Origin of the sequence: Dechloromonas sp. H13 (assembly GCF_009469615.1) — a bacterium.
In the GTDB taxonomy this organism is placed as follows: domain Bacteria; phylum Pseudomonadota; class Gammaproteobacteria; order Burkholderiales; family Rhodocyclaceae; genus Azonexus.
Map to the genome: position 1 here is coordinate 403,796 of NZ_SSXX01000001.1, position 21,191 is coordinate 424,986.

General features: G+C 62.3%; 21 protein-coding genes. 8 read left to right on the top strand and 13 right to left on the bottom strand.

What is annotated here, in order from left to right; genetic code table 11:
- Nucleotides 1–76: 76 nt before the first annotated feature.
- The 11 genes from GH660_RS01985 to GH660_RS02035 all read right to left on the bottom strand — a co-directional run bounded on the left by GH660_RS01985 (nt 77) and on the right by GH660_RS02035 (nt 11,446).
- Complete coding sequence (locus GH660_RS01985) at nt 77–697, bottom strand: response regulator transcription factor (protein WP_153144895.1); 621 nt, start codon at nt 695–697, stop codon at nt 77–79.
- Nucleotides 694–2,109, bottom strand: a complete 1,416-nt coding sequence (locus GH660_RS01990; RefSeq protein ID WP_153144896.1) for an HlyD family type I secretion periplasmic adaptor subunit — start codon at nt 2,107–2,109, stop codon at nt 694–696. Before GH660_RS01990 ends, GH660_RS01985 begins: the two co-directional genes overlap by 4 nt.
- Complete coding sequence (locus GH660_RS01995; protein WP_153144897.1) at nt 2,106–4,283, bottom strand: type I secretion system permease/ATPase; 2,178 nt, start codon at nt 4,281–4,283, stop codon at nt 2,106–2,108. The genes GH660_RS01990 and GH660_RS01995 overlap by 4 nt, the downstream gene beginning before the upstream one ends.
- 114 nt (nt 4,284–4,397) lie before the next feature.
- On the bottom strand, nt 4,398–6,449 hold the full coding sequence (locus tag GH660_RS02000; RefSeq protein ID WP_153144898.1) for a sodium-translocating pyrophosphatase: 2,052 nt from the start codon (nt 6,447–6,449) through the stop codon (nt 4,398–4,400).
- 31 nt (nt 6,450–6,480) lie between these two features.
- Complete coding sequence (locus GH660_RS02005) at nt 6,481–7,740, bottom strand: 6-phosphofructokinase (RefSeq protein WP_153144899.1); 1,260 nt, start codon at nt 7,738–7,740, stop codon at nt 6,481–6,483.
- Nucleotides 7,741–7,750: 10 nt separating this feature from the next.
- Complete coding sequence (gene adk / locus GH660_RS02010) at nt 7,751–8,404, bottom strand: adenylate kinase (RefSeq protein ID WP_153144900.1); 654 nt, start codon at nt 8,402–8,404, stop codon at nt 7,751–7,753.
- An 88-nt stretch (nt 8,405–8,492) separates the two neighbouring features.
- The gene (gene kdsB / locus GH660_RS02015) at nt 8,493–9,266 is read right to left on the bottom strand and encodes a 3-deoxy-manno-octulosonate cytidylyltransferase (RefSeq protein ID WP_153144901.1); all 774 of its coding nucleotides are present in this window, start codon (nt 9,264–9,266) and stop codon (nt 8,493–8,495) included.
- Nucleotides 9,266–9,442, bottom strand: coding sequence for a Trm112 family protein (locus tag GH660_RS02020; RefSeq protein ID WP_153144902.1), 177 nt, complete (start codon nt 9,440–9,442; stop codon nt 9,266–9,268). The genes kdsB and GH660_RS02020 overlap by 1 nt, the downstream gene beginning before the upstream one ends.
- Nucleotides 9,423–10,421 (bottom strand): tetraacyldisaccharide 4'-kinase, encoded by a 999-nt coding sequence (gene lpxK, locus GH660_RS02025; RefSeq protein ID WP_153144903.1) that lies wholly within the window; start codon nt 10,419–10,421, stop codon nt 9,423–9,425. The genes GH660_RS02020 and lpxK overlap by 20 nt, the downstream gene beginning before the upstream one ends.
- Entirely contained in the window at nt 10,421–10,837 is a 417-nt protein-coding gene (locus GH660_RS02030) for a biopolymer transporter ExbD (RefSeq protein ID WP_153144904.1), read from the bottom strand. The genes lpxK and GH660_RS02030 overlap by 1 nt, the downstream gene beginning before the upstream one ends.
- Nucleotides 10,838–10,840: 3 nt before the next feature.
- Nucleotides 10,841–11,446 (bottom strand): MotA/TolQ/ExbB proton channel family protein, encoded by a 606-nt coding sequence (locus GH660_RS02035; protein ID WP_153144905.1) that lies wholly within the window; start codon nt 11,444–11,446, stop codon nt 10,841–10,843.
- Nucleotides 11,447–11,727: 281 nt separating this feature from the next.
- Here GH660_RS02035 and xseA point away from each other — a divergent pair, with 281 nt between their 5' ends.
- From xseA to GH660_RS02065, 6 genes are all read left to right on the top strand, one after another.
- The gene (gene xseA, locus GH660_RS02040; RefSeq protein ID WP_153144906.1) at nt 11,728–13,083 is read left to right on the top strand and encodes an exodeoxyribonuclease VII large subunit; all 1,356 of its coding nucleotides are present in this window, start codon (nt 11,728–11,730) and stop codon (nt 13,081–13,083) included.
- Between the two features lie 35 nt (nt 13,084–13,118).
- Nucleotides 13,119–13,703, top strand: a complete 585-nt coding sequence (locus GH660_RS02045) for a superoxide dismutase (protein WP_153144907.1) — start codon at nt 13,119–13,121, stop codon at nt 13,701–13,703.
- Nucleotides 13,704–14,077: 374 nt separating this feature from the next.
- Nucleotides 14,078–15,328 carry an integrase family protein gene (locus GH660_RS02050; protein ID WP_153144908.1) on the top strand — a complete coding sequence of 417 codons (1,251 nt, stop codon included), beginning with the start codon at nt 14,078–14,080 and terminating at the stop codon, nt 15,326–15,328.
- A 230-nt stretch (nt 15,329–15,558) separates the two neighbouring features.
- Nucleotides 15,559–15,771, top strand: coding sequence for an AlpA family transcriptional regulator (locus GH660_RS02055; RefSeq protein WP_194266203.1), 213 nt, complete (start codon nt 15,559–15,561; stop codon nt 15,769–15,771).
- Between the two features lie 121 nt (nt 15,772–15,892).
- The gene (locus GH660_RS02060; RefSeq protein WP_153144910.1) at nt 15,893–16,162 is read left to right on the top strand and encodes a hypothetical protein; all 270 of its coding nucleotides are present in this window, start codon (nt 15,893–15,895) and stop codon (nt 16,160–16,162) included.
- Nucleotides 16,159–18,243, top strand: coding sequence for an AAA family ATPase (locus GH660_RS02065; RefSeq protein WP_153144911.1), 2,085 nt, complete (start codon nt 16,159–16,161; stop codon nt 18,241–18,243). Before GH660_RS02060 ends, GH660_RS02065 begins: the two co-directional genes overlap by 4 nt.
- 294 nt (nt 18,244–18,537) lie before the next feature.
- Here GH660_RS02065 and GH660_RS02070 read toward each other — a convergent pair whose 3' ends face one another.
- Nucleotides 18,538–18,822 (bottom strand): hypothetical protein, encoded by a 285-nt coding sequence (locus tag GH660_RS02070; protein WP_153144912.1) that lies wholly within the window; start codon nt 18,820–18,822, stop codon nt 18,538–18,540.
- A gap of 197 nt (nt 18,823–19,019) precedes the next feature.
- Nucleotides 19,020–20,573, bottom strand: a complete 1,554-nt coding sequence (locus tag GH660_RS02075; protein ID WP_194266204.1) for an RDD family protein — start codon at nt 20,571–20,573, stop codon at nt 19,020–19,022.
- Nucleotides 20,574–20,711: 138 nt separating this feature from the next.
- On the opposite strand from GH660_RS02075, the gene GH660_RS17835 reads away from it, so the two are divergent.
- Both GH660_RS17835 and GH660_RS02080 read left to right on the top strand, forming a co-directional pair.
- A complete protein-coding gene (locus GH660_RS17835) occupies nt 20,712–20,942 on the top strand; it encodes a hypothetical protein (RefSeq protein WP_194266205.1) in 231 nt (76 codons plus the stop codon).
- On the top strand, nt 20,939–21,160 hold the full coding sequence (locus GH660_RS02080; RefSeq protein ID WP_153144914.1) for a hypothetical protein: 222 nt from the start codon (nt 20,939–20,941) through the stop codon (nt 21,158–21,160). The genes GH660_RS17835 and GH660_RS02080 overlap by 4 nt, the downstream gene beginning before the upstream one ends.
- Nucleotides 21,161–21,191: the final 31 nt, after the last annotated feature.

Below are 21,191 nucleotides of genomic sequence, written 5' to 3' on the forward strand. Positions count from 1 at the left end.
TGGATTCGTCAGTGGCGAATCCATTGAACCAAGGTACAGTCTGAGCCTGTTTACGTGAAAAAACTCACGTTCTGGATCAGATTTTTACGCCGTTGATCCGCAATGACAATTGCAGGCGATCACGCAGGCCAAGCTTCTCGAAAATCGCGGTCAGGTGTGCCTTTACCGTGCGCTCGGTAATCGACAGTTGCTCGGCGATTTCTTTGTTGCTCAAACCACTGGCTACCCGACGCGCAACCTGCACCTCGCGCTCGGAAAGCAGGATGCTCCAGTCGCCATTTTTCACTTCCGACGACAGTCGACCGAGACGATGCGCCGTCGCCCCCACCAATTGCCGGAGCAACGACTGGCCAATCCAGAGCCCCCCATTGGTAACTACCAACGCCACCTGCCGAAGCACTTCCGGAGCGGCCCGCGAATTGCAGCAACCGGCGGCGCCGAGGGCCAGTGCCTGGAGCACCAGCGCCTCATCCGGTTCGTCACACAAGAGAACGACCGGGCAACCCTCATTGTCGCGGATACCTGCCAGCGCGGCATCAACCAGCTCACCGGAACGCAAACGTGACCAGATGATGCCCCCACCGGCAAAGTTCACCTCCGGAAGTTCACTTCGCCTGAGCAACCGCGCCTTCGGCATCGCCTCGAGCCAATTCGGTATTGGCTTGACTTCGCGGTCGACAATCCAGTGCTGCGTCATCGTTCGGTTAGTGCCACGCTCTTCGCCCGCAACACCGGCTTCAGGAGATAGGCGAGAACGCTTTTCTTCCCGGTCAGAATATCTACTTCCGCCACCATGCCGGGAATGATCGGCAGGTTGGCATCGCCGAATCCAGGCTTGTCGGTCCTCACCCGCACCGTGTAGAAGGCGTTGCCCTTGTCGTCCGTCACCGTATCGGCGCCGATATGCTCCAGCGTGCCGTCGAGTGCGCCGTACACGGCGAAATCATAGGCAGTGAACTTGACTATGGCCGGCTGACCCGGGCGCAGGAACGCGATGTCGCGCGGGAGAATGCGTGCCTCGAGCAGTAACGTATCTTCGAGCGGAACGATTTCGATCATGTCCTTGCCCGGCTGGACGACGCCGCCAACCGTATTGACCAGCAGGCGCTTGACCGTACCCTTGACCGGGGAACGGATCGACGACTGCTTGACGCGGTCGGACAGTGCGACGCTTCCCTCGGCCAGGCTGTTGAGCTTGGCGGTCGCCTCCGACAACTCCTTGCCCGCATCATTGCGGAAGTTGAGTTCGACTTCCTCGATCTTGCGCTGGGCCTCGGCAATCGCCGCCTGGACGCGGGTGATCTGCGCCGACGCCATGTCGCGCTCGCCGCGATAGCGTGCGACATCGCGCTCCAGACGCAGCAACTCGACCTCGGAGACCGCACCAGAATTGATGAGCGGCTTGGTCACGGCCAGCTCCTTGGAGGTCAGTTCGTAACCCTGTGCTGCCTGGGCACGTTTGGCCTGCGCCTCGTTCAACTCCTGCTGCCGCTGGGTCAACTGCTGGCGGGCGATCGCCAGCGCGGCGTTCATTTCGGCGCGCTTGGCTTCAAACAGCTGCAACTCCTGCTCGACCACCTCCGGCGCCTCCTTCTGCACTTCCGGCGGCGGCACAAAAGCCTTGCCGTCCGAGGTCGCGCGCAGGCGGGCGACCCGCGCCTGCAGGCCGAGATACTGCGCACGGTTCTCCTTGACCGACGATGCGAAACGGGTCTCGTCGATCTTGATCAGCAACTGGTTGGGCTGGACGACGTCGCCTTCCTGCACCAGGATGTCCGAAACCAGGCCGCCATCGATGCTCTGCAGCACCTGTACCTGCTTCGAGGGAATCACCTTGCCCTCGCCGCGGGTAACCTCGTCGAGTTGCGCAACCGCTGCCCACATGATGAAGAGGGCGAAAACGATGCCGATCGTCCGCAACAGCATGCGGGCACGCAGCGGCTCCTGGCGTAGGATGGCCGTATCTGCGTCGGTCGCGAAATCGACCGCCTCGCTTTCTTCCCTGCTCGGCAAACGCCCCAGCACCCGTTCGACATACGGTGCGCATTTCCGGGCGATAGTCTCCAGTCTGGTTTGCAGCCAGGCAGCAATGGTACGGGGACGGCTCATGACGCCCTCCCGACCTGTCCACTCTGCAGCGCCTGAATGATCTGGTCGCGCGGACCGTTGGCCACCACTTGCCCGTCGTCGACGACGATGATCCGCGTCGCCAGGTCGAGCAGGCTGTTGCGGTGCGTGACGATGACCACGGTCTTGTGCGCTGCGAAAACCTGCAGACGCTGCTTGAACTGATGCTCCGACGTGTAATCCATCGAGCTGGTCGGCTCGTCGAGCAGGAGAATCGGCGGATCCATCAGGACGGCGCGGGCGATTGCCACGCTCTGGCGCTGGCCGCCGGACAGCGACTCGCCACGCTCCCCGATCAGCATGTCGAAACCGTCGGGATGGCGGTTGACGAAATCGGTCAATCCCGCCATTTCCGCTGCTGCCAGGACGGCCGCATCGTCGGCGTAGGGTGCGCCGATCGCGATGTTGTCGCGCAACGTGCCGTAGAACAGGGTCGGATCCTGCGACACGTAACCGATATTGCGCCGCAGGTCGGCAGGATCGAGTTGGCGCAGGTCTACGCCATCGATCGTCACCGCCCCCTCGGTCGGCTGATAGAGCCCCAGAAGCAATTTCTGCAGCGTCGTCTTGCCGGACCCCACGCGGCCGATGACAACCACTTTTTCACCGGCGTCGATCCGGCAGTTCAGGCCCCTCAACGCCGGAATCGCAGCACCCGGATAGGTAAACTCGACCTTGTCGAATTCGATGTTCCCACGCAATTCGGGACGATGCACGAAACTGGCATCCGCCGGACGTTCGACCGGCTTCTTCATTACCTCTTCCAGCGAGGTCAGCGCTGTCTTGGCATTGTGATATTGCATCAGCAGACCGACCATCTGGCCGAGCGGAGCCACGGCCCGCGAAGCCAGCATCGTGCAGGCGATCAGCCCCCCCATGCTGAGCATGCCCTCACCGATCAGGTAGACGCCGGCGATGATGACGACCACGTTGACCAGTTGCTGCATCTCCAGCGCGCCGTTGGTCGCCGCCGCCGACAGGAAGCGCATCTGGTTGTTGATGCGGGCGACGAATGCCACCGATTTTTCCCATTTCGATTGCATGACGCCCTCGGCGCCCTGGGTCTTGATCGTCTCCAGCGCCGTCAGGCTTTCGATCAGCGTCGCGTTGCGCAAGGCACCCGCCCGGTAAGTCGTTTCTGACAGTGCGTGCATCTTGTGCTGGAGGACGTAGGCGTAGATCGTAACGATGACGATCGCCAACAGGACCGGCAGGAGGAGCGGCCAGGCGATCAAGGCGATCACGAAGACGAACAACAACGCGAAAGGCAGATCGATGAAGGCCGTCACCGATGCCGAAGTGATGAAATCGCGGACCGCCTCGAACGAACGAAGGTTGGACGAGAAGGCGCCGACCGCCGCCGGCCTCGCTTCCATGCGCACACCAAGGACGCGGTCCATGATCTTGGCCGACAGTTGCATGTCGATCCTGGCGCTGGCAAGATCGATGAAATAACCGCGCAGCAGGCGCAGGACCAGATCGACCCCGATCAGCAGGATGACGCCGAGGGCCAGCACCCACAGGGTCTCGATGGCATGGTTGGGCACCACCCGGTCATAGACGTTCATCGTGAATAGCGGCATAGCCAGTGCGATGACGTTGATCAGCAACGCTGCGCCAAGGACATCCCGATAGACCTGCCACTGCTCGGCCAGCGCTCCCCAGAACCAGTGACGCAGGCGGACTTCGCCGACTTCCGGCGTGCGCTGGTCGAAACGGAAATGCGGGCGGACGAAAATCGCCACGCCCGTATAACGGCCCAGCAACTCCTCGCGCGACAACTGGACGGAGCCTTGGCCGGTTTCCGGAAAAAGCAGGCGCGCCGTTTCACCCGCTTCATCCCACCCGAGGAGAACGCAAGCCTCTTCGCCCGCGGTCAGCAGCACGACCGGCAGCAGGGCGGCGTCGATACGCTCCAGCGGCCGCCGCACCACCTTGGCAGCCAGACCGACGCGACTGGCGGCGCGCGCGAACAGCGACGGCGTCAGCGCCCCCTTTTCGAGCGGCAAGCCGGCGGTCAGCGCGGCCCGGGTACCGGGGCGTCCGTGGATGCGAGATAGTTCGACGAGACAGTCGAGCAGAGGATCGTGATGCAGGATGTCTTCACGGATGCCCGACTTGCCTGCGGATGCAGGCCGACTTGCTGGTTCGTTCATGCAAACTCCATGTTCCGGCGCATTCTAGCGCAGGGGTGGAGAACAAACCGTGAATTTTAAGGCGAAAAACGGAAAAGGCAGCCGCAGCCACCTTTTCCAGAGCGCCCAAGCAAATCAGGCCATCAGCGGCACGATCAGCAGGGCCACCAGGTTGATGATCTTGATCAGCGGATTGACTGCCGGGCCGGCGGTGTCCTTGTAGGGATCGCCGACGGTGTCGCCAGTGACCGCCGCCTTGTGCGCATCGGACCCCTTGCCGCCGAAATGGCCATCCTCGATGTACTTCTTGGCGTTGTCCCACGCTCCACCGCCGGTCGTCATCGAGATGGCGACGAACAGCCCGGTGACGATGGTGCCGACCAGCAGGCCGCCGAGCGCCTGCGGACCGAGCACGAGACCGACGACGATCGGCACAGCCACCGGCAGGATCGAGGGAATCATCATTTCCTTGATGGCTGCCACGGTCAACATGTCCACGGCACGGGAATAGTCGGGCTTCGCCGTACCTTCCATGATGCCGGCGATTTCCTTGAACTGGCGGCGGACCTCCATGACCACGGCGCCGGCCGAACGACCGACGGCCTCCATTGCCATCGCGCCGAACAGGTAGGGGATCAGGCCGCCGATGAAAAGGCCGATGATGACCATGTGGTTCGACAGGTCGAAGGAAATGTTGGCGAGGCCGGCCGCTTCGAGGCCGTGCGTGTAGTCGGCGAAGAGCACCAGTGCGGCGAGGCCGGCCGAACCGATGGCGTAGCCCTTGGTCACCGCCTTGGTGGTGTTGCCGACCGCGTCGAGCGGATCGGTGACGTTGCGCACCTCCTTCGGCAGCTCCGCCATCTCGGCGATGCCGCCCGCGTTGTCGGTGATCGGTCCGTAGGCGTCGAGCGCGACGACGATGCCGGCCATCGATAGCATCGAGGTGGCGGCGATGGCGATGCCGAACAGACCGCCCATCGTATAGGCGGCCCAGATCGAAATGCAGACGGAGAGCACCGGCAGGGCGCAGGCCTTCATCGAGACGCCAATGCCGGCGATGATGTTGGTGGCGTGCCCGGTCTGGCACGACGCAGCGACATGCTTGACCGGCGCGTAGTCGGTGCCGGTGTAATACTCGGTGATCCAGACCAGTGCCGCGGTCAGGACCAGGCCGACGACCGCGCAACCGAACATGCTCATGGTCGTGATCTTGGCCGCCGCATCGCCGGCCCCGATCAGCCAGGAGGTGATCGGATAGTAGGCGATCAGCGCCAGCACGCCGGCGACGATCAGGCCGCGGTAGAGCGCCGCCATGATCTTGCCGCCTTCGGTCGCCTTGACGAAATAGCAGCCGACGATGGAAGCGATGATCGACACGCCGCCCAAGGCCAGCGGATAGAGCACTAGATTCTCGCCGAGGCCGGTCGCCGTCTTGATCGTCAGCGCCGCCAGCACCATGGTCGCCACCACCGTCACGGCGTAGGTCTCGAACAGGTCGGCCGCCATGCCGGCGCAGTCGCCGACGTTGTCGCCGACGTTGTCGGCGATCACCGCTGGATTGCGCGGGTCGTCCTCGGGAATCCCCGCCTCGACCTTGCCGACGAGGTCGGCACCGACGTCGGCGCCCTTGGTGAAGATGCCGCCGCCAAGACGGGCGAAGATGGAGATCAGCGAGGAACCGAAGGCCAGCCCGACCAGCGGCTCGATGACATGGTGCAGGTCGGTCCCGCCCACCGATTTCAGGAAGGCGTAGTAACCGGCGACGCCGAGCAGGCCGAGGCCGACGACCAGCATGCCGGTGATGGCGCCACCCTTGAAGGCGACGTCCAGCGCCGCCGCGATGCCGCTGCGCGCAGCTTCGGCGGTGCGCACGTTGGCGCGCACCGAAACGTTCATGCCGATGAAACCGGCCGCACCGGAGAGCACGGCGCCGATCAGGAAACCGAAGGCGGTCAGCCAGCCGAGCTTGGGCACGAGGCCGATGACGAGAAAGAGAACGACGCCGACCATGGCGATGGTCTTGTATTGCCGACTGAGATAGGCAGCCGCCCCTTCCTGCACGGCCTTGGCGATTTCCTGCATACGCTGGTTGCCGGCTGGCAACGCGAGGATCTGCCTGCTGGAAATCCAGCCGTACAGGACTGCCAGCACGGCGCAGGCAAGCGCCAGTAACAACGCTGTAGACATCACTCCCCCTCCCTCGATGAACAACAAGAAATCAGATCTTGAACGCCCCTAGTTTCTTCGCCACGGCGACGTTCTTCAGACGGACGTAATCGGGCAGGCCGTTGCAGAAAGGCGGCGGATCCTCGCCCTCGATCAGCGGTCGCAAATAGGTCCGGCAGGCATCGGTGATATGGAACCCGTCGGCCGTGATGAATTCGGCCGGCATTTTGCGTTCGACATTGGCGATGTCCTTCAGGGGTGCATCGCCGATCTCCCAGCGGTACGGCGCATCGGCCAGGCGCCTGATGGTCGCCATCACCGCGTTTTTGCCCTGCAGGGCGAGGTCGACCGCAGCAACCCCCAGGGCATGCGCCTGTTCGACATCGGTGCGCGACGCCAGGTGGCGCGCCGAGCGCTGCAGGTAATCGGCCAGCGCCCAATGGTACTTGTGGCCCAGCCGATCCTTGATCAACTGCGCCACCACCTGGCCGACCCCGCCGAGTTGCGAATGGCCGAAGGCATCCTTGGTGCCCGATTCGGCGATCAGCTTGCCGGCGGCATCGGACAAGCCCTCGGACACCGCCACCGTGCAATAGCCGTACTGCCTGACGCATTCATCGACGCGGGCCAGGAAGCGTTCCGGATCGAACGGCACTTCGGGGAACAGCAGGATGTGCGGCGGCTCACCTGCCCGTTCGGTCGCCAGCCCGCAGGCGGCGGTAATCCACCCGGCATGGCGGCCCATCACTTCCAGCACGAAGATCTTGGTCGACGTGCGCGCCATCGAGGCCACGTCGTAGCCGGCTTCGCGGATCGAAGTGGCGACATACTTGGCTACCGAGCCGAAGCCCGGGCAGCAGTCGGTCAGCGGCAGGTCGTTATCGACCGTCTTGGGCACCCCGACGCAAACCACCGGGTAACCCATCTTTTCGGCAATCTGGGACACCTTCCAGGCGGTGTCCATCGAATCGTTGCCGCCGTTGTAGAAAAAATAGCCGATGTCGTGCGCCTGAAACACCTCGATCAGGCGCTCGTATTGGGCGCGATGCTCTTCCAGGCTCTTCAGCTTGTAGCGGCAGGAACCGAAGGCGCCGCCCGGCGTATGCCGCAGGCGGGCGATGTCGGCATCGGATTCGAGGCTGGTGTCGATCAGGTCTTCGGTCAGGGCGCCGATGATGCCGTCGCGTCCGGCCAATACCTTCCCGATCTTTTCGGGATGCCGGCGTACTTCCTGGACCAGGCCGCACGCCGTGGCGTTGATGACGGCGGTGACGCCCCCTGACTGTGCGTAGAAGGCATTCTTGACCGCCATCGCGCGCCCCTTATTTCAATGCGTCAAAAACGCTCTTGGTAATGCTGTCGACGCTGCCGACACCGGCCACCTTCCTGACCTTCGGTGCCTTGACATCGCCGGTGGCCGACCACTTGCTGTAGAAATCGACCAGCGGCTTGGTCTGGGAGTGATAGATGTCCAGACGCTTCTTGACCGTTTCTTCCTTGTCGTCGTCGCGCTGCACCAGTGGCTCGCCGGTCACGTCGTCCTTGCCCTCGACCTTGGGCGGATTGAACTTGACGTGGTAGGTGCGGCCGGAAGCCAGGTGGGCGCGGCGTCCCGCCATGCGCTCGATGATGTCGCTGTCGGGAACGTCGATTTCAAGCACGAACTCGATCGGCACGCCGGCGTCCTTCATCGCTTCCGCCTGCGGAATGGTGCGCGGAAAGCCGTCGAACAGGTAACCGTTCTTGCAGTCGTCCTGGGTCAGGCGATCCTTGACCATGCCGATGATGACAGCGTCCGGCACCAGGCCGCCCGCGTCCATGTGCTTCTTGGCTTCGAGGCCGAGCGGCGTGCCGGCCTTGACCTGGGCACGCAACATGTCGCCGGTGGAAATCTGGGGAATGCCAAATTCTTTGGAAATGAAGGTGGCTTGCGTACCCTTGCCGGCGCCGGGTGCGCCCAACAGAATCAGTTTCATGGAAAGTCCCTCGGTTTTGTGTATCGGAAAATATTGTTATCGGCTTCAGTATTGGCCGTTCTCTAAGGCCGAAAAATTACTCGCTATTTCAGGCCCGGTCAAACAGTTTGCGCATCCGCTCGGCATCTTCGGGCGTATCGACACCCGGCGCCGGCGCCGCATCGATCAGCGTCACGCTGATCCGGTAGCCGTGCCAGAGGGCGCGCAACTGCTCCAGCGATTCGAAGCGCTCGGTGGGTGCTGCGGTCAACCCGGCGTAAGCCTTCAAAAAGCTCGCCCGGTAGGCGTAGAGGCCAACGTGGCGATAGGCGGGGAAGTCCACCGGCAGCGTTTCCCCGCCATTTTCCCGAGCGAAGTGGTCGCGCGCATAGGGTACCGGCGCGCGCGAGAAGTAGGCCGCATCCCCATCGGCCCGGCAGACGACCTTGACCACGTTCGGGTTGAAGAAATCCGCGGCGTCGACGATCGGATGCGCGACGGTGGCGATGTCCGCCCCGCTGGCCGCCAGTTGCCGCGCCGTCTGCACGATGACTTCCGGCTCGATCAGCGGCTCATCGCCCTGCACATTGACGATAATGGTTTCGCCATGCCAGCCGCGCTGCTCGACGACCTCCGCCAGGCGATCGGTCCCGGTCGCATGGTCGCTGCGCGTCATCAGCGCGGCAATTTCGTGCGCCGCGGCGGCGGCATGCACGTCGGGATGGTCGGTCGCCACCCAGATTTCGTCGGCCCCCGATTGGCGGGCGCGCTCGGCGACCCGCACGACCATCGGCTTGCCGCCGAGATCGAGCAGCGGCTTGGCCGGCAGGCGCGTCGAGGCGTAACGCGCCGGAATGACGACCTTGAAGGCGAATGCGAACATTACTGCTCATCCGCCGCCAACTGGCGCGCTTCGTCCTCGAGCATGATGGGAATGTCGTCACGGATCGGAAAGGCCAGTTTGCACGGCTTGCAGACCAGTTCCTGGTCGGCCTTGCGGTATTCGAGATTGCCCTTGCAAATCGGGCAGACGAGGATATCAAGCAGCCTGGCGTCCACGCAGTTTCTCCACAATGAGTTCAATAAGGGCCGGCGACAGCTCGGCTTCGACCGGCAAAACCCAGGTTTCACCGGGTGCCAGTCCGGCGCATTTTACTGCATCCTTCTCCGTCATCAGCAGCACGCCGTCCCGCGCGAAGGCCAGATCGCCAGCGCGATAGGCGTGATGATCGGGAAAGGGATGGCGGGAAAACACCAGCCCCAGGTCTTCCAGGGTGCGGAAGAAGCGCTCTGGATCGCCGATACCGGCCAGGGCGTTCAGTTGGCGACCGGCCAAGTCGGCGGCGGCGCAGCGCTGCCGCGGATCGTCCAGGCGATAGAAATCCCCGGCCCGCAGGGCCATGGCGAAATGCGGCGGCGTCGGAGGCAGGCGCGCATCGGGCGCGCCGTTGCAGACCACTGCATCGACCGTCGCCAAACGGCCCAGCGGCTCGCGCAGCGGCCCGGCCGGCAGCTGCCAGCCGTTGCCGGCGCCGCGCCCGTCGAAGACCGCCAGCTCCACGTCGCGCGCCAGCCGGTAGTGCTGCAGGCCGTCGTCGCAGAGAATCACGTCGACCTCCGGATGAGCCGCCAGCAAGGCCCGACCGGCCGCCACGCGGTCGCGCCCGACCCAGACGGGCCGCGCGCTGCGTCGGGCGAGCAAAATCGGCTCGTCGCCGACGTCGACCGCAGCAGACTGCACGTCTACCGGGCGCGCCCCGGATTCTGCGCTGCCATAGCCGCGACTGACGATCCCCGGCCGCCAGCCGCGTTCGCCGAGCTGCCCGGCCAGCCACAGCGTCAGTGGCGTCTTGCCCGCCCCACCGACGGTGATGTTGCCGACGACGATGACCGGCACAGCCAGGCGTTCGGGTCGCGCCCGGCGCCGGCGGCGCTCGGCGACGGCGGCATAGAGGCCGGTAAGCGGGGCCAGAAGCCACAACGCCGGCGAAAGCCGGCGTTGCTCGAACCATTGGCGCTGCAACCAGCGAGCGACCATCAGCGTGGCGCTTGCGTGGCGAAGGAAATATGCGGATAACCGGCGGCCTGCGCCGCCTGCATCACGTCGATGACGCTCTGGTGCGTCGCCTTGGCATCGGCATTGATGACGATGATCGGCTCCTGCCGCGACCCCGCCGCCCGGCGCAGGGCGTCGGAAATGCTCTTGACGTCGGTTGCGGTCAACGGCGACTTGTTGATCAGAACCTGGCCGCTGGCGGTGATCGCCACGTCGATCTCGTTCGGCTGCTCGGCCTGCTTGCTGGCGTCCGCCGTTGGCAGGTTGATCTCCAGGCCGGAGAACTTGGCATAGGTGGTCGTCAACATCAGGAAGATGATGATGACCAGCAGGACGTCTATCATCGGAATCAGGTTGATTTCCGGCTCTTCCCGGCTGCGGCCGCGCTGAAAATTCATGGCCTACTTCCGGTCGCCGTGCATGTATTCGACGAGGCGAATAGCCTGCTGCTCCATCTCGACGACGAAGCTGTCGACCAGCGCCCGGAAATGCCGCCAGAAGATCATGCTCGGGATGGCGATGACCAGGCCAAAGCCGGTGTTGTATAGGGCGATGGAGATACCGTGCGCCAGTTGCTGCGGGTTGGAACCGGTCGGCGACTGCGATCCGAAAATCTCGATCATCCCGACCACTGTGCCGAACAGGCCCATCAGCGGGCTGATCGAGGCAATCGTGCCGAGCGTCGTCAGGTAGCGGTTCAGCTCATGCGTCACTGCCCCTCCGGCTTCCTCGATCGACTCCTTCATCACTTCACGCGAGGTATTGACGTTGCGCAGGCCGGCGGCCAGCACGCGACCGAGCGGCGAATGGCGCTCGAGCTCCTCCAGCATGCGATCGTTGTTGCCCCCCCGCTTGAATTCGCCGACGGCGCGTTGCAGCAGGCCGGACGGCACGACCTTGGAACGTCGCAGGGCGACGAGACGCTCGATGATCAGGGCGACCGAAATGACGGAAGCCAGCAACAACGGCCAGATGGGCCAGCCGGCGGCCTGAATGATGGCGAACACTATGAATCCTCGCTTGTCTCTAGTAATCCGGCATTTTGCCTCTCCCCCCGCTGGCCGGCAAGCCCCGAAAATCACCGCACCGCCGGCTTATCCCCAGAAACTGTGGATAAGTCTGTGAATGAGCTGTCATCAACCCATGCAAACCCGCGTCGGCAAAGGCTTGCGCCTGCGTTGCCAAAAAACGAGGCACATAATTTAATAAATCGTAAAATCAATATGTTATAAACAAATTTCGCAAACCGGAGGCCACACCCCCAACGCGCCACAGTACAATTCCCGCCATGCCAGCCGCCCCGGAAGCCCCAAGCAACAGCGCCGTCCTCAGCGTCACCAGCCTCAACCGTCTGGTGCGCGACTGCCTGGAATCGGCCTTTCCGCTGACCTGGGTCGGCGGAGAAATCTCGAACCTGACCTACGCCGCCTCCGGTCACGTCTATTTTTCCCTCAAGGACACTGCCGCCCAGGTGCGCTGCGTCATGTGGCGCAACCGCGCCCAGCTGCTCGGTTGGCGCCTGGAAAACGGACAGAAGATTGATGCGCGGGCGCTCGTTTCCTTTTATGAACCGCGCGGCGAATTCCAGCTCAATGTCGAAACGATCCGCCGGGCAGGCCAGGGCGACCTGTTCGAGCGCTTCCTGCAGCTCAAGACGAAACTGGAAAGCGAAGGACTGTTTGCCGCCGAAAGCAAGCGCCCCCTGCCGGAGCACCCGCGCGCCCTGGCCATCGTCACCAGCCTGCAGGCGGCGGCCCTGCGCGACGTATTGACCACCCTGCGGCGGCGCGCCCCGCAGATCCGCGTCGATCTCTACCCGACCCCCGTCCAGGGCGAAGGCGCCGCCGACAAGATCACGGCCGCCCTGCGAGCTGCGGCACAGGGCGATTGCGAAGCGATCATTCTTTGCCGGGGCGGGGGCAGCATCGAAGACCTGTGGGCATTCAACGAGGAAGCGGTCGCGCGCGCCATTCGCGCCAGCCGGCTGCCCGTCGTTTCCGGTATCGGCCACGAAACCGACTTCACCATTGCCGACTTTGCCGCCGACCTGCGCGCCCCGACCCCGACCGCCGCCGCCGAAATCCTCAGTCCGGACCGCGCAGCCCTGCTTGCCGCCCTGCAGCAACTCCAACGCCGCATCGGCCGTCAGTTCGAACGCGGGCTGGCCGAGCGCACCCAGCAGCTCGACTGGCTGGCCAGCCGCCTGACCCACCCTGCCGAGCGCCTGCGCCAGCGCCGCGAAACCGTCATGCTGCTCGGGACGCAGCTCCGGCGGGCGCTGGACAGCCAGCTTGCGGGCCGGCGCCTGGATGTCGCCACTCTCGCCCAGCGCCTGAGCGGCTCGCGCCCGAAGCTGGAATCCGCCTGCGACCGCCTAAAACACCTGGAATACCGGCTCGGGAACGGGGCGCGCCAGGGTATTTCGCGTGCCGATGCGAAACTAAAGGCGCTGGCGGCAAGTCTCATTCAACTTGACCCGCATGCCGTCCTCGGCCGTGGCTATGCATTGGCGATCGGCCCCGACGGCAAGGCAGTGCGCGATGCTTCCAGCCTCAGCCCCGGCGACGGGCTCAGGATCAGCTTTGCCCGGGGAAAGGTCGTTGCGACCGTCGATCAGGTTGTCGCTTCCGCCAAAGCCCAATAGAATTTTCGCTTCACCCCTTTGACAACGGAGAAAACATGGAACACCAACTGCCCCCCCTGCCCTTCGCCAAGGATGCCCTCGCCCCGCACATGTCGGCCGAGACCTTCGATTACCACTACAGCAAGCACCATCAGGCCTACGTCACCAACCTGAACAACCTGATCAAGGGCACCGAATACGAAAACCTTGATCTCGAAGCCATCGTCAAGAAGGCCCCGGCCGGCGGTGTCTACAACAATGCCGCCCAGGTCTGGAACCATACTTTCTTCTGGAACTGCCTCAAGCCGAATGGCGGCGGCGCCCCGAGCGGCGCCCTGGCGGCCGCCATCAACGCCAAATGGGGTTCCCTGGATGCCTTCAAGACGGCTTTCCAGACCTCTGCCGTCGGCAACTTCGGTTCCGGCTGGACCTGGCTGGTCAAGAAGGCTGACGGTTCGGTCGACATCGTCAACATGGGCGCCGCCGGCACCCCGCTGACCACCGGCGACAAGGCCCTGCTCTGCATCGACGTGTGGGAACACGCCTACTACATCGACTACCGCAACCTGCGCCCGAAGTTCGTCGAAACCTTCCTGAACAGCCTCGTGAACTGGTCTTTCGCAGAAGCCAACTTCGCCTGATCGCCTGTTCAGCGCTTCGCGGAACCGATACCGCGAAAGACCAAGGGGAGCTCCGCGCTCCCCTTATTTTTTCTATGCGCCGGACAAGCCTGCGTGGAGGCAAGGGCCGCCGTTCAAGTTCCTGGAACCGAACCGGATTTTCGGTATTTCACATGGATAACGCGACAGGTGGTGCCCCCGAACGGAATCGAACCGCTACCTGATGATTACAAATCTCCAAAATAGGCTATCAGGACACCTCAGAAGCACTCGCGGAACACTTGTAACGCACTGATTACTTGACAAAATGGCTATTTTAAGTCATCATACGACCTCATAAGAGCGCACTGCAACTGTTCCGCAGAGTGTTCCGCAAACCAGATGGAGAGGTTACGATGGCTGCAAACAAGCTGACCGCAACATCCTGTAATGCCGCCCGTCTCGCCGAAGGTGAGCGCGAGAAACTTGTGGCCGACGGCGCCGGCCTTTTCCTGTACGTCCGCCCATCCGGGAAAAGCTGGCTGTTCGTCTTCACTCTCGACGGCAAGCGCAAGAAGATGGCCCTCGGCCCCTTCCCGGCCGTGACCCTCGCCGACGCACGGGAGCGTGCCGCAGAAGTCCGGGCATTGGTCGCCAAGGGGATTGATCCGGTCGCCCTGCGGGATGCGCCTGCGGCCTCGCAGAAGACCTTGGGCGACCTGATCGACGCCTACCTCGGCACCTTGATCGGCAAGCCGTCACACCGACAAGCCGAGTCACTGTTCCGCATTCATGTTCCGCAAGTCCTGAAGGACACGCCGGCGGCCCAGATCACGACCGACGACCTCGCAGAACTACTCAGCAAACTGGTCGCCGCTGGCAAGCTGCGCTCGGCCGCGGTGCTGCGCTCCTACACTGCCCGAGCATTCAAGTTGGCCTATGGTGCCAACCGCAACCCGAACACGCCCCCTGCCCTGCGCGGCTTCGGCCTGACGGTTGATCCCGCTGCATCGCTGGTTGCCATCGAAGGCGGCACCGGCAAGACCCATGAGCGTTGTTTGTCCGTTGCCGAGTTGCGCGACTATGCCCAGCGTCTTGAAGCGATGCCCACCTCGCCGGAGAAGGATGTCGCCCTGATTGCGCTCTATGCCGGCGGCCAGCGGATTTCCCAACTCCTGCGCGGCAGCGTCAGCCTCGACGGCTCGGTGCTGATCTTGATGGACGGCAAGGGTCGCCGCACTCAGCCCCGGCTGCACCGCATCCCCATTACCCAAAACAGCAAGCTTGCCAAGATCATTGGCAAGCGTACCGGCCGCCTCTGGGACATCCCCGAAGCCGAGATCGAGGACGCGCAGCTACGGGTTAGCGGGCTCGTTCGCCAAATCAGCAAGGCGATGGAGACACCGGCGACCGAGGGTGCCAAGGCCGGCGAGCATTTCAACGCCCGCGACCTGCGGCGCTCGATTGAGTCGGCGCTGGTAGCCGCCGGCGTGTCGCTGGATGTCACGGCACAGCTGCTCAGCCACGCACTTGGCGGCCTGCAGCATCGAAACTATTTGCGCCATGATTTCGACGCCGAGAAGCGCCGGGCTCTGGCCCTGCTTGAGCAGATCATCGACGGGACCGGCGCGGTTGGTAACGTCGTGCCGATGCCTGCGACGGCCTGATTAAGACGCATAGAACATTGACACGACCTAATACACCTAATACAGTGAAAGAAATCGAGCACGGGCGCCGGCCCCCTCGAACCAACAATTCGGTATCCGGTCATTCAGATGCACGCTGCCCTCGCCGGCAGGGACATGCTGGATGAGCAAGCCAAACGGCTTGTCGATGACAACCTGCACAGATGCGGCAGTACGGCGAATCTCTCAAATCTCCACGAGGATTCGCTGCCATGTTATCGAACCAAACCACCCCCGTAGTAACCGGAAATCGTTTCATCCGCCGCAAGGAAGCAGCCGCCAAGCTGGGCGTCAGCATCGCAACCCTTGATCGCTGGGCCAGCACTGGACACATCTGCAAGCCGTCGCATATTGGTGCCCGTTCGTCCGGCTGGCCCGAGTCATATCTCGACGCGCTGATCGCAGGCGCCGCCCCCGCAAAGTAAAAACCCCGGTCGCGCTCTTCGCCAGCGGCCGGGGTCTTCAGTACGTCTGATAATCCGAATATAGCGAAAACGCTATATAGCTGCAAGAGTGCCCCCGGGGTTCCAACAAGGAACCCAAGCAATGAGCACCCAAACCCTAACGTTACGCAAGACCACCCCCGCAACCACCGGCAAGGGTCCGCTAACGCACCTAATTGGCCGGCGTGTTGCCATCCGCACCCGAGGCCATACCGTCTGCACCGGCACCCTGACGAACGCCAGCGCAGGGCAATTCCTCGTCCTTCAGGACATGCACGAGCAGTCCGAGCCCGATCACATTGATCGCCGCTGGCCCGGCCTGACCTATCTCGACAAAGGCGCCATCCTGTTCGTTGCCGAGGTGGCCCCATGACGCGCACCACCAGCAACACAGCAGGAGCTACTGCGCACAAGGTATCGGACCTTGGAGGCGAGACCGGCTTCAACGCAACCGAGCGCCCGAATCAAATCCACGTGGCCGTCGCGCCAACCTTCCACAACGCTTCAACATCGAAAAGACTACCATTCGACCGGGTGGTGTCTGGGCTGCGCAACAAAGGCACCCCGGTCGCCGACAAGACCCTCGGCCCGATCATCCACTTCGCCAAGTTCCCGAACGGCGCACCCAAGCGTGAGCTTGCGATCTGCGAGGGCGCCAGCGCCATCGTTCTGGACTTCGATGGACGCAACGGTGACCGCGTGAGCCGCGCCGACGCGGAATCTACCTGCGAGTTGTTCGGCGTCAGCTTCATCTCGTGGAACACCTTCAGCAGCACCCCCGACGACGACTTCACCTTCCGCCTCGTCCTGCCGGTCGAAGACCTGATCCCGATCGGCGAGTACAAGGGGCGCACGGCCCAGACCTGCAAGACCCTCGGGATCACGCCGCCCGGGAAGCTCATGCCGGCCTCTCAGGGCTTTTTCTTCAGCCCCAAGGAGGGTGGCCTGCCCCAAGACGTTCGGAGCTATCAGGGTGCGACTGTGTGCTCCCTGTGGGGTGCCTACGAGGGTGAGATCGAAGAGTTCGAGACCGTCCGCCGCGAACCCGAGTTTCCGCTGACCGAAAAGCAGGTTGCCGAGGCCCGCGCGGTTATCGCCCAGATGCGTGATGCCGGCCTGCACCTGACCAACGGCAAGGGCATCTGGCACCAAGTCATCGGTGCGCTGGCGAACTATGGCGAGGTCGGGGCGAACCTGTGCCACGAGTTCAGCGTGGGTGACTCGAAGTACAGCCCCAAGGACGTGGAGCGCAAGATTAGGGACAAGCTGAAGTCCGGGGCCACGGGCATTGGTCGCCTGTTCGAGATCGCCGCCGAGAACGGCATCGAGAACCCGGCCACCCACACCCGCACCTGCGCCGAGGATGACTTCAGTACCGAACTGGGCAAGGCGGAAGAGGAATGGGCCACGCCGGTGGGTCTCGAGGCGATCGAATACACTCTCGACGGCTTCCTGTCGGCCGGGGTGACATATATCGCCGGCGGCCACGGTATCGGCAAGTCGAGCCTGCTGGTGCCGCTGGCGTCGATCGTGTCCGGGGAACTGCCTGCATTCGAGCAGAGCATCGGCGCCATGCTGCAGCGCAAGGTGGTCTATATCACGGAAGACCCGAGCCAAGCCCGTCGCATCCGCTACGGCCTGAAGAAGCACAATGGTCTCGTCGAGAATGGCCACTTCCGCATCGTGGGTGCCAAGCGTCGCAACGCCGGCGAGGTCGAATTGATGATGGAGGCCACGGTCAAGGCGCACACCATCACCGGCCCGAACGGCTACCCCGTGAAGCCGCTGGTCGTCTTCGACACCACCAATGCCTGCTTCGAGATCGAGAACGAGAACGACGCCGCGGAAGTGGGGCGCGTGATGTCCGCGCTGAAGCAGTCCGGGGCGCCCGTGTGGATCATCGGGCATCTGGCCAAGGCCATCGCTCGGGACGACATCGCCGCCATGACCGGCCGCGGTTCTGGGGCGTGGGAAGCGGACGCTCAGGGAACCGCGTTCATCTTCGCCGAGGACGAGGCCACGGACGTGCGCTACCTTGCCACCAAGAAGCGCAGGTTTGAGCCGAGCTACATCGAGGTCAAGTACATCACGCGCATCGACCATGAGGTTGTGGTGGCACCGTGGGGTGAAGAACAGCGCATCGGGTTCCGGTATGGTGTGCCTGAGCGTGCATCCCCGGGTCAGCGTCGTGAGGAAGCTGCGAACCGCCAGTTAGAAGGTGACGTGGCCGAACTGCTTCGCTACCTTGGTGGCGTCACCGGTGAGGGTGTGTCGGTGTCCAAGAACACCATCGAAAACGACTCAGGCATACCCAAGCGGAGGGTCCGCGCAGCACTGGAAAAGGCTGTCGAGCGTGGGCTGGTCGCCAACGACGGAAAGTACATCGTCGGAAACAACCAAGAGCGTCACGACGGCTATTATGTCAAGACCTTGACATTTGACGAGGTGGCGTGAGCCTCGCCGGGCATATGCGGCGAACTACTTTCCTTGTGCCGCAAGGGTTTCAGAGTAGTTCGCCGCACTTCGCCGCACTTCGCCACTACTTCGCCGGCGAAGTGCTAAAGGCGGTGGTCAATGCAGAGAGAGAGCAGAGCGAATAGCTCTCTCTGCAGGCCATAGTGGGGTCAAAAGCAAGTAGTTCGCCAAAGTTATTTACTATAGGCGGCGAACTACTTGCTCGAGCAGAAGTTGCGGAGCATCTGGCCCCACCTCTTCACCCCCGTGCCCGAGCAATGGGTGAGGATCGACTCACTTGAAGTAATCAGGCGTGCGGGTGAATGGGTTGGCTTGATAGCGACGATCCATATCATCCATGCGCCGCTCGTGGTCCCTCTCCAAGCGCCGGTTGAACTCTTCGGTTTGCCTATCCATCCTGTCGAGGCTACGTTGGCGATCCAGCGCCGCTTCAAAGTCGGACTGGCGCTGGTTGTAGCGGCGCTCGGCATCTTGCTCGCGGCCGATCTGCCCGAGGGTCTTGAAGGGGTGGCTATCCGCTTGCGCCGGGCTGGCCACGATGGCGGCGAGGAGGATCATCAGGGTGCTCAAAGTTCTCATGGTCTGCTCCAAGATTGGTTCGTGACGGCCTTATCGTCCCACTGCCCGATGTTCGGTGCTTGACCCTCGGCGCCAATATCCTTGACCGATTGCGTCAATCTTGAAATCCGGGGTGGCGATGCATTCCTTGAACACCCACCCCACAGTCAGGCCCCGTAATGCGCAGCAAGGACGATTTAGTTTCTTTGCTTTTCCCTCCACTCCTTGAACGCCGTCAGGCGACGAGAAATGTATTCGGAATCTTTTGACAGTTTTAATGACGGACCATCAAAGATGACGTAATCTCGCCAATATTGAAACTCTGGTGAATTCATTATCGTTTGCCAATCAGGGTGTGTTTTTTCGAGACTTCTTGCAAAAACATAATATTGAAGTTCCTCGGGAGTGAGCCGCCCCTTCACAACAGACTGGTTACTTTCTGGCGCGACGGGTGTGACAGACACGGCAGACCTTGCTGGTTCCGGAGCCCACTCTATTCGCTCGGCCCAGTAGCTTTTGTTGAGGCTGGCAATGATTACAGGCGTGAGGATGAAGCCGATTATTGCGACCATAGTGACAGCTGCACAAACAACCATGCCCACCGGCGCCCAGTTTTTATAGGAAACAGACGATTCCGCGAACTGATCCCAAATCGTTGAACTGGTTTTATTCAGACGACGATAAGCGAGGATGCCGGTAATCAAAGCCGCAAATGGCACACCAAGTGCCTGCCCGAACAACAACACCTGCCATGACCGGTTGAACGCGGCGCCGAACGTCAGCTTTTTTCCTCCCGCGTCGAGGACTTGAATCCCGAATGCCCATTTCCCGAGAGTCGCACCAAAGGCCATCAGACACACGGCCTCAATCAGCACCCACAGGGTTAATATCAACGCGGCCGCAGCTACAGGATGCGTGAGAAGCCACACCGCCCCATCCGTTCCCACGAACCACTCAGTTAAAGGATGCGCTTCACCGAAATTCTTGAACAGGAGCAGATAAAGCACTGGCACTGCTATCGCCATATCGACTGTTCTAGCAAACAGACGCCGCCACGGACGATGTACTGCGATTGCGGTCTCGGATGACGTAGGCGCCGAACTTGGCAGCTGTTCCGACACTGCACGCTCCGACTGTTCAATCATTGACTCTGGCGCAGACTCTGTGATCGAACTAGATTCCGCTTCCTCGGTAGGCGTGTCCAATTGCGCCGGCATTGATAGCATTTCCACCCGGAGGCGGTGGCCGCAACTATGGCAAAACTTGGCCCCCGGATTTGCGGGCTTTCCGCATTGGTCACAGTAAATCGTACCGGACCCCGTGTTTTCCAAAGGACGTGAATCCGCGTGCGATAAGGCAACTGAACGACTTGAAGCAGGATTTTCGACGACGGGGATGTCGGCGGTTCTGCCATTGTTCGGGAACAGCAGACATGACGGCTTCCTCGATACCTGACGCCGCCACTCGTGGAAGTAAAGAACACCGCAAGCGAGCGCTGAAAGAACCAGCGGCACGAGAAGTCTCACCCCCTCACTGAATTTTTCGGCCCGAATACTCCACCCCGACACTGCAAGGATCAATATCGGTGCCACCAAGTAGGCGAGTGCCACCAGTGATCTGATTTTGATTTTAGTGATGTTGCGCAGCACAAGATGCGAAATTCCAAAAAAGACGGCCACCGCAGGAAGCTGCGCGAAGAACATATTGATAAGCAGACTCGGATTTCCCAAGATATGCATTGTCGCGTTCATGGTCTGCTCCAAGATTGGTTTTCGACACCCATAGCGTCCCACGCCTAGCCATTGGGCGCTTGACCCCCGGCGCCAAGTGTATAACCGAATGCGCCAAGACCTTGAAATCCCGCCCCCGGCATCTACAATTCCACTCCTATGTCGAAAATCACTCCGGAAAACATCATCGCCAAGCTGGATCGGTACGCCGAGCTTGTGCAACTGAATGCCAAGTACGATCTCTACGTCGCCACCGGCCAGCGGTATGACCTCGGCGCGAGCATCCATGCGGAGATGCAGTTGAAGGCGCTTGAGGCTGAGCTGCTGGACGCCGGCATGTTCAAAACGACCACCGGCGAAGTGGTCGAATGGGCGCGTCGGAAGGTATGACCGACCTGCACGCCACACTGCGCGAGGGGCTGCAGGCGCTCGGAGAATGCGACCCGCGGCAACTCGACCCCGCAGGCATCGTGATCTGGGCTGCCTGCGAGCGGAAGTGTGCCGAGATTGCCGAGCAACTGGTCGAGCAGGATGCCTGCAGCGCTGAGGCTCAGCAGGTCTTGGCGAAGGTTCGGGTCCAAGCGGCGGACGATCGTCGCTCCTGCTAAGCGGGATGCAGCCGTGGAGCCATTCCAAAAG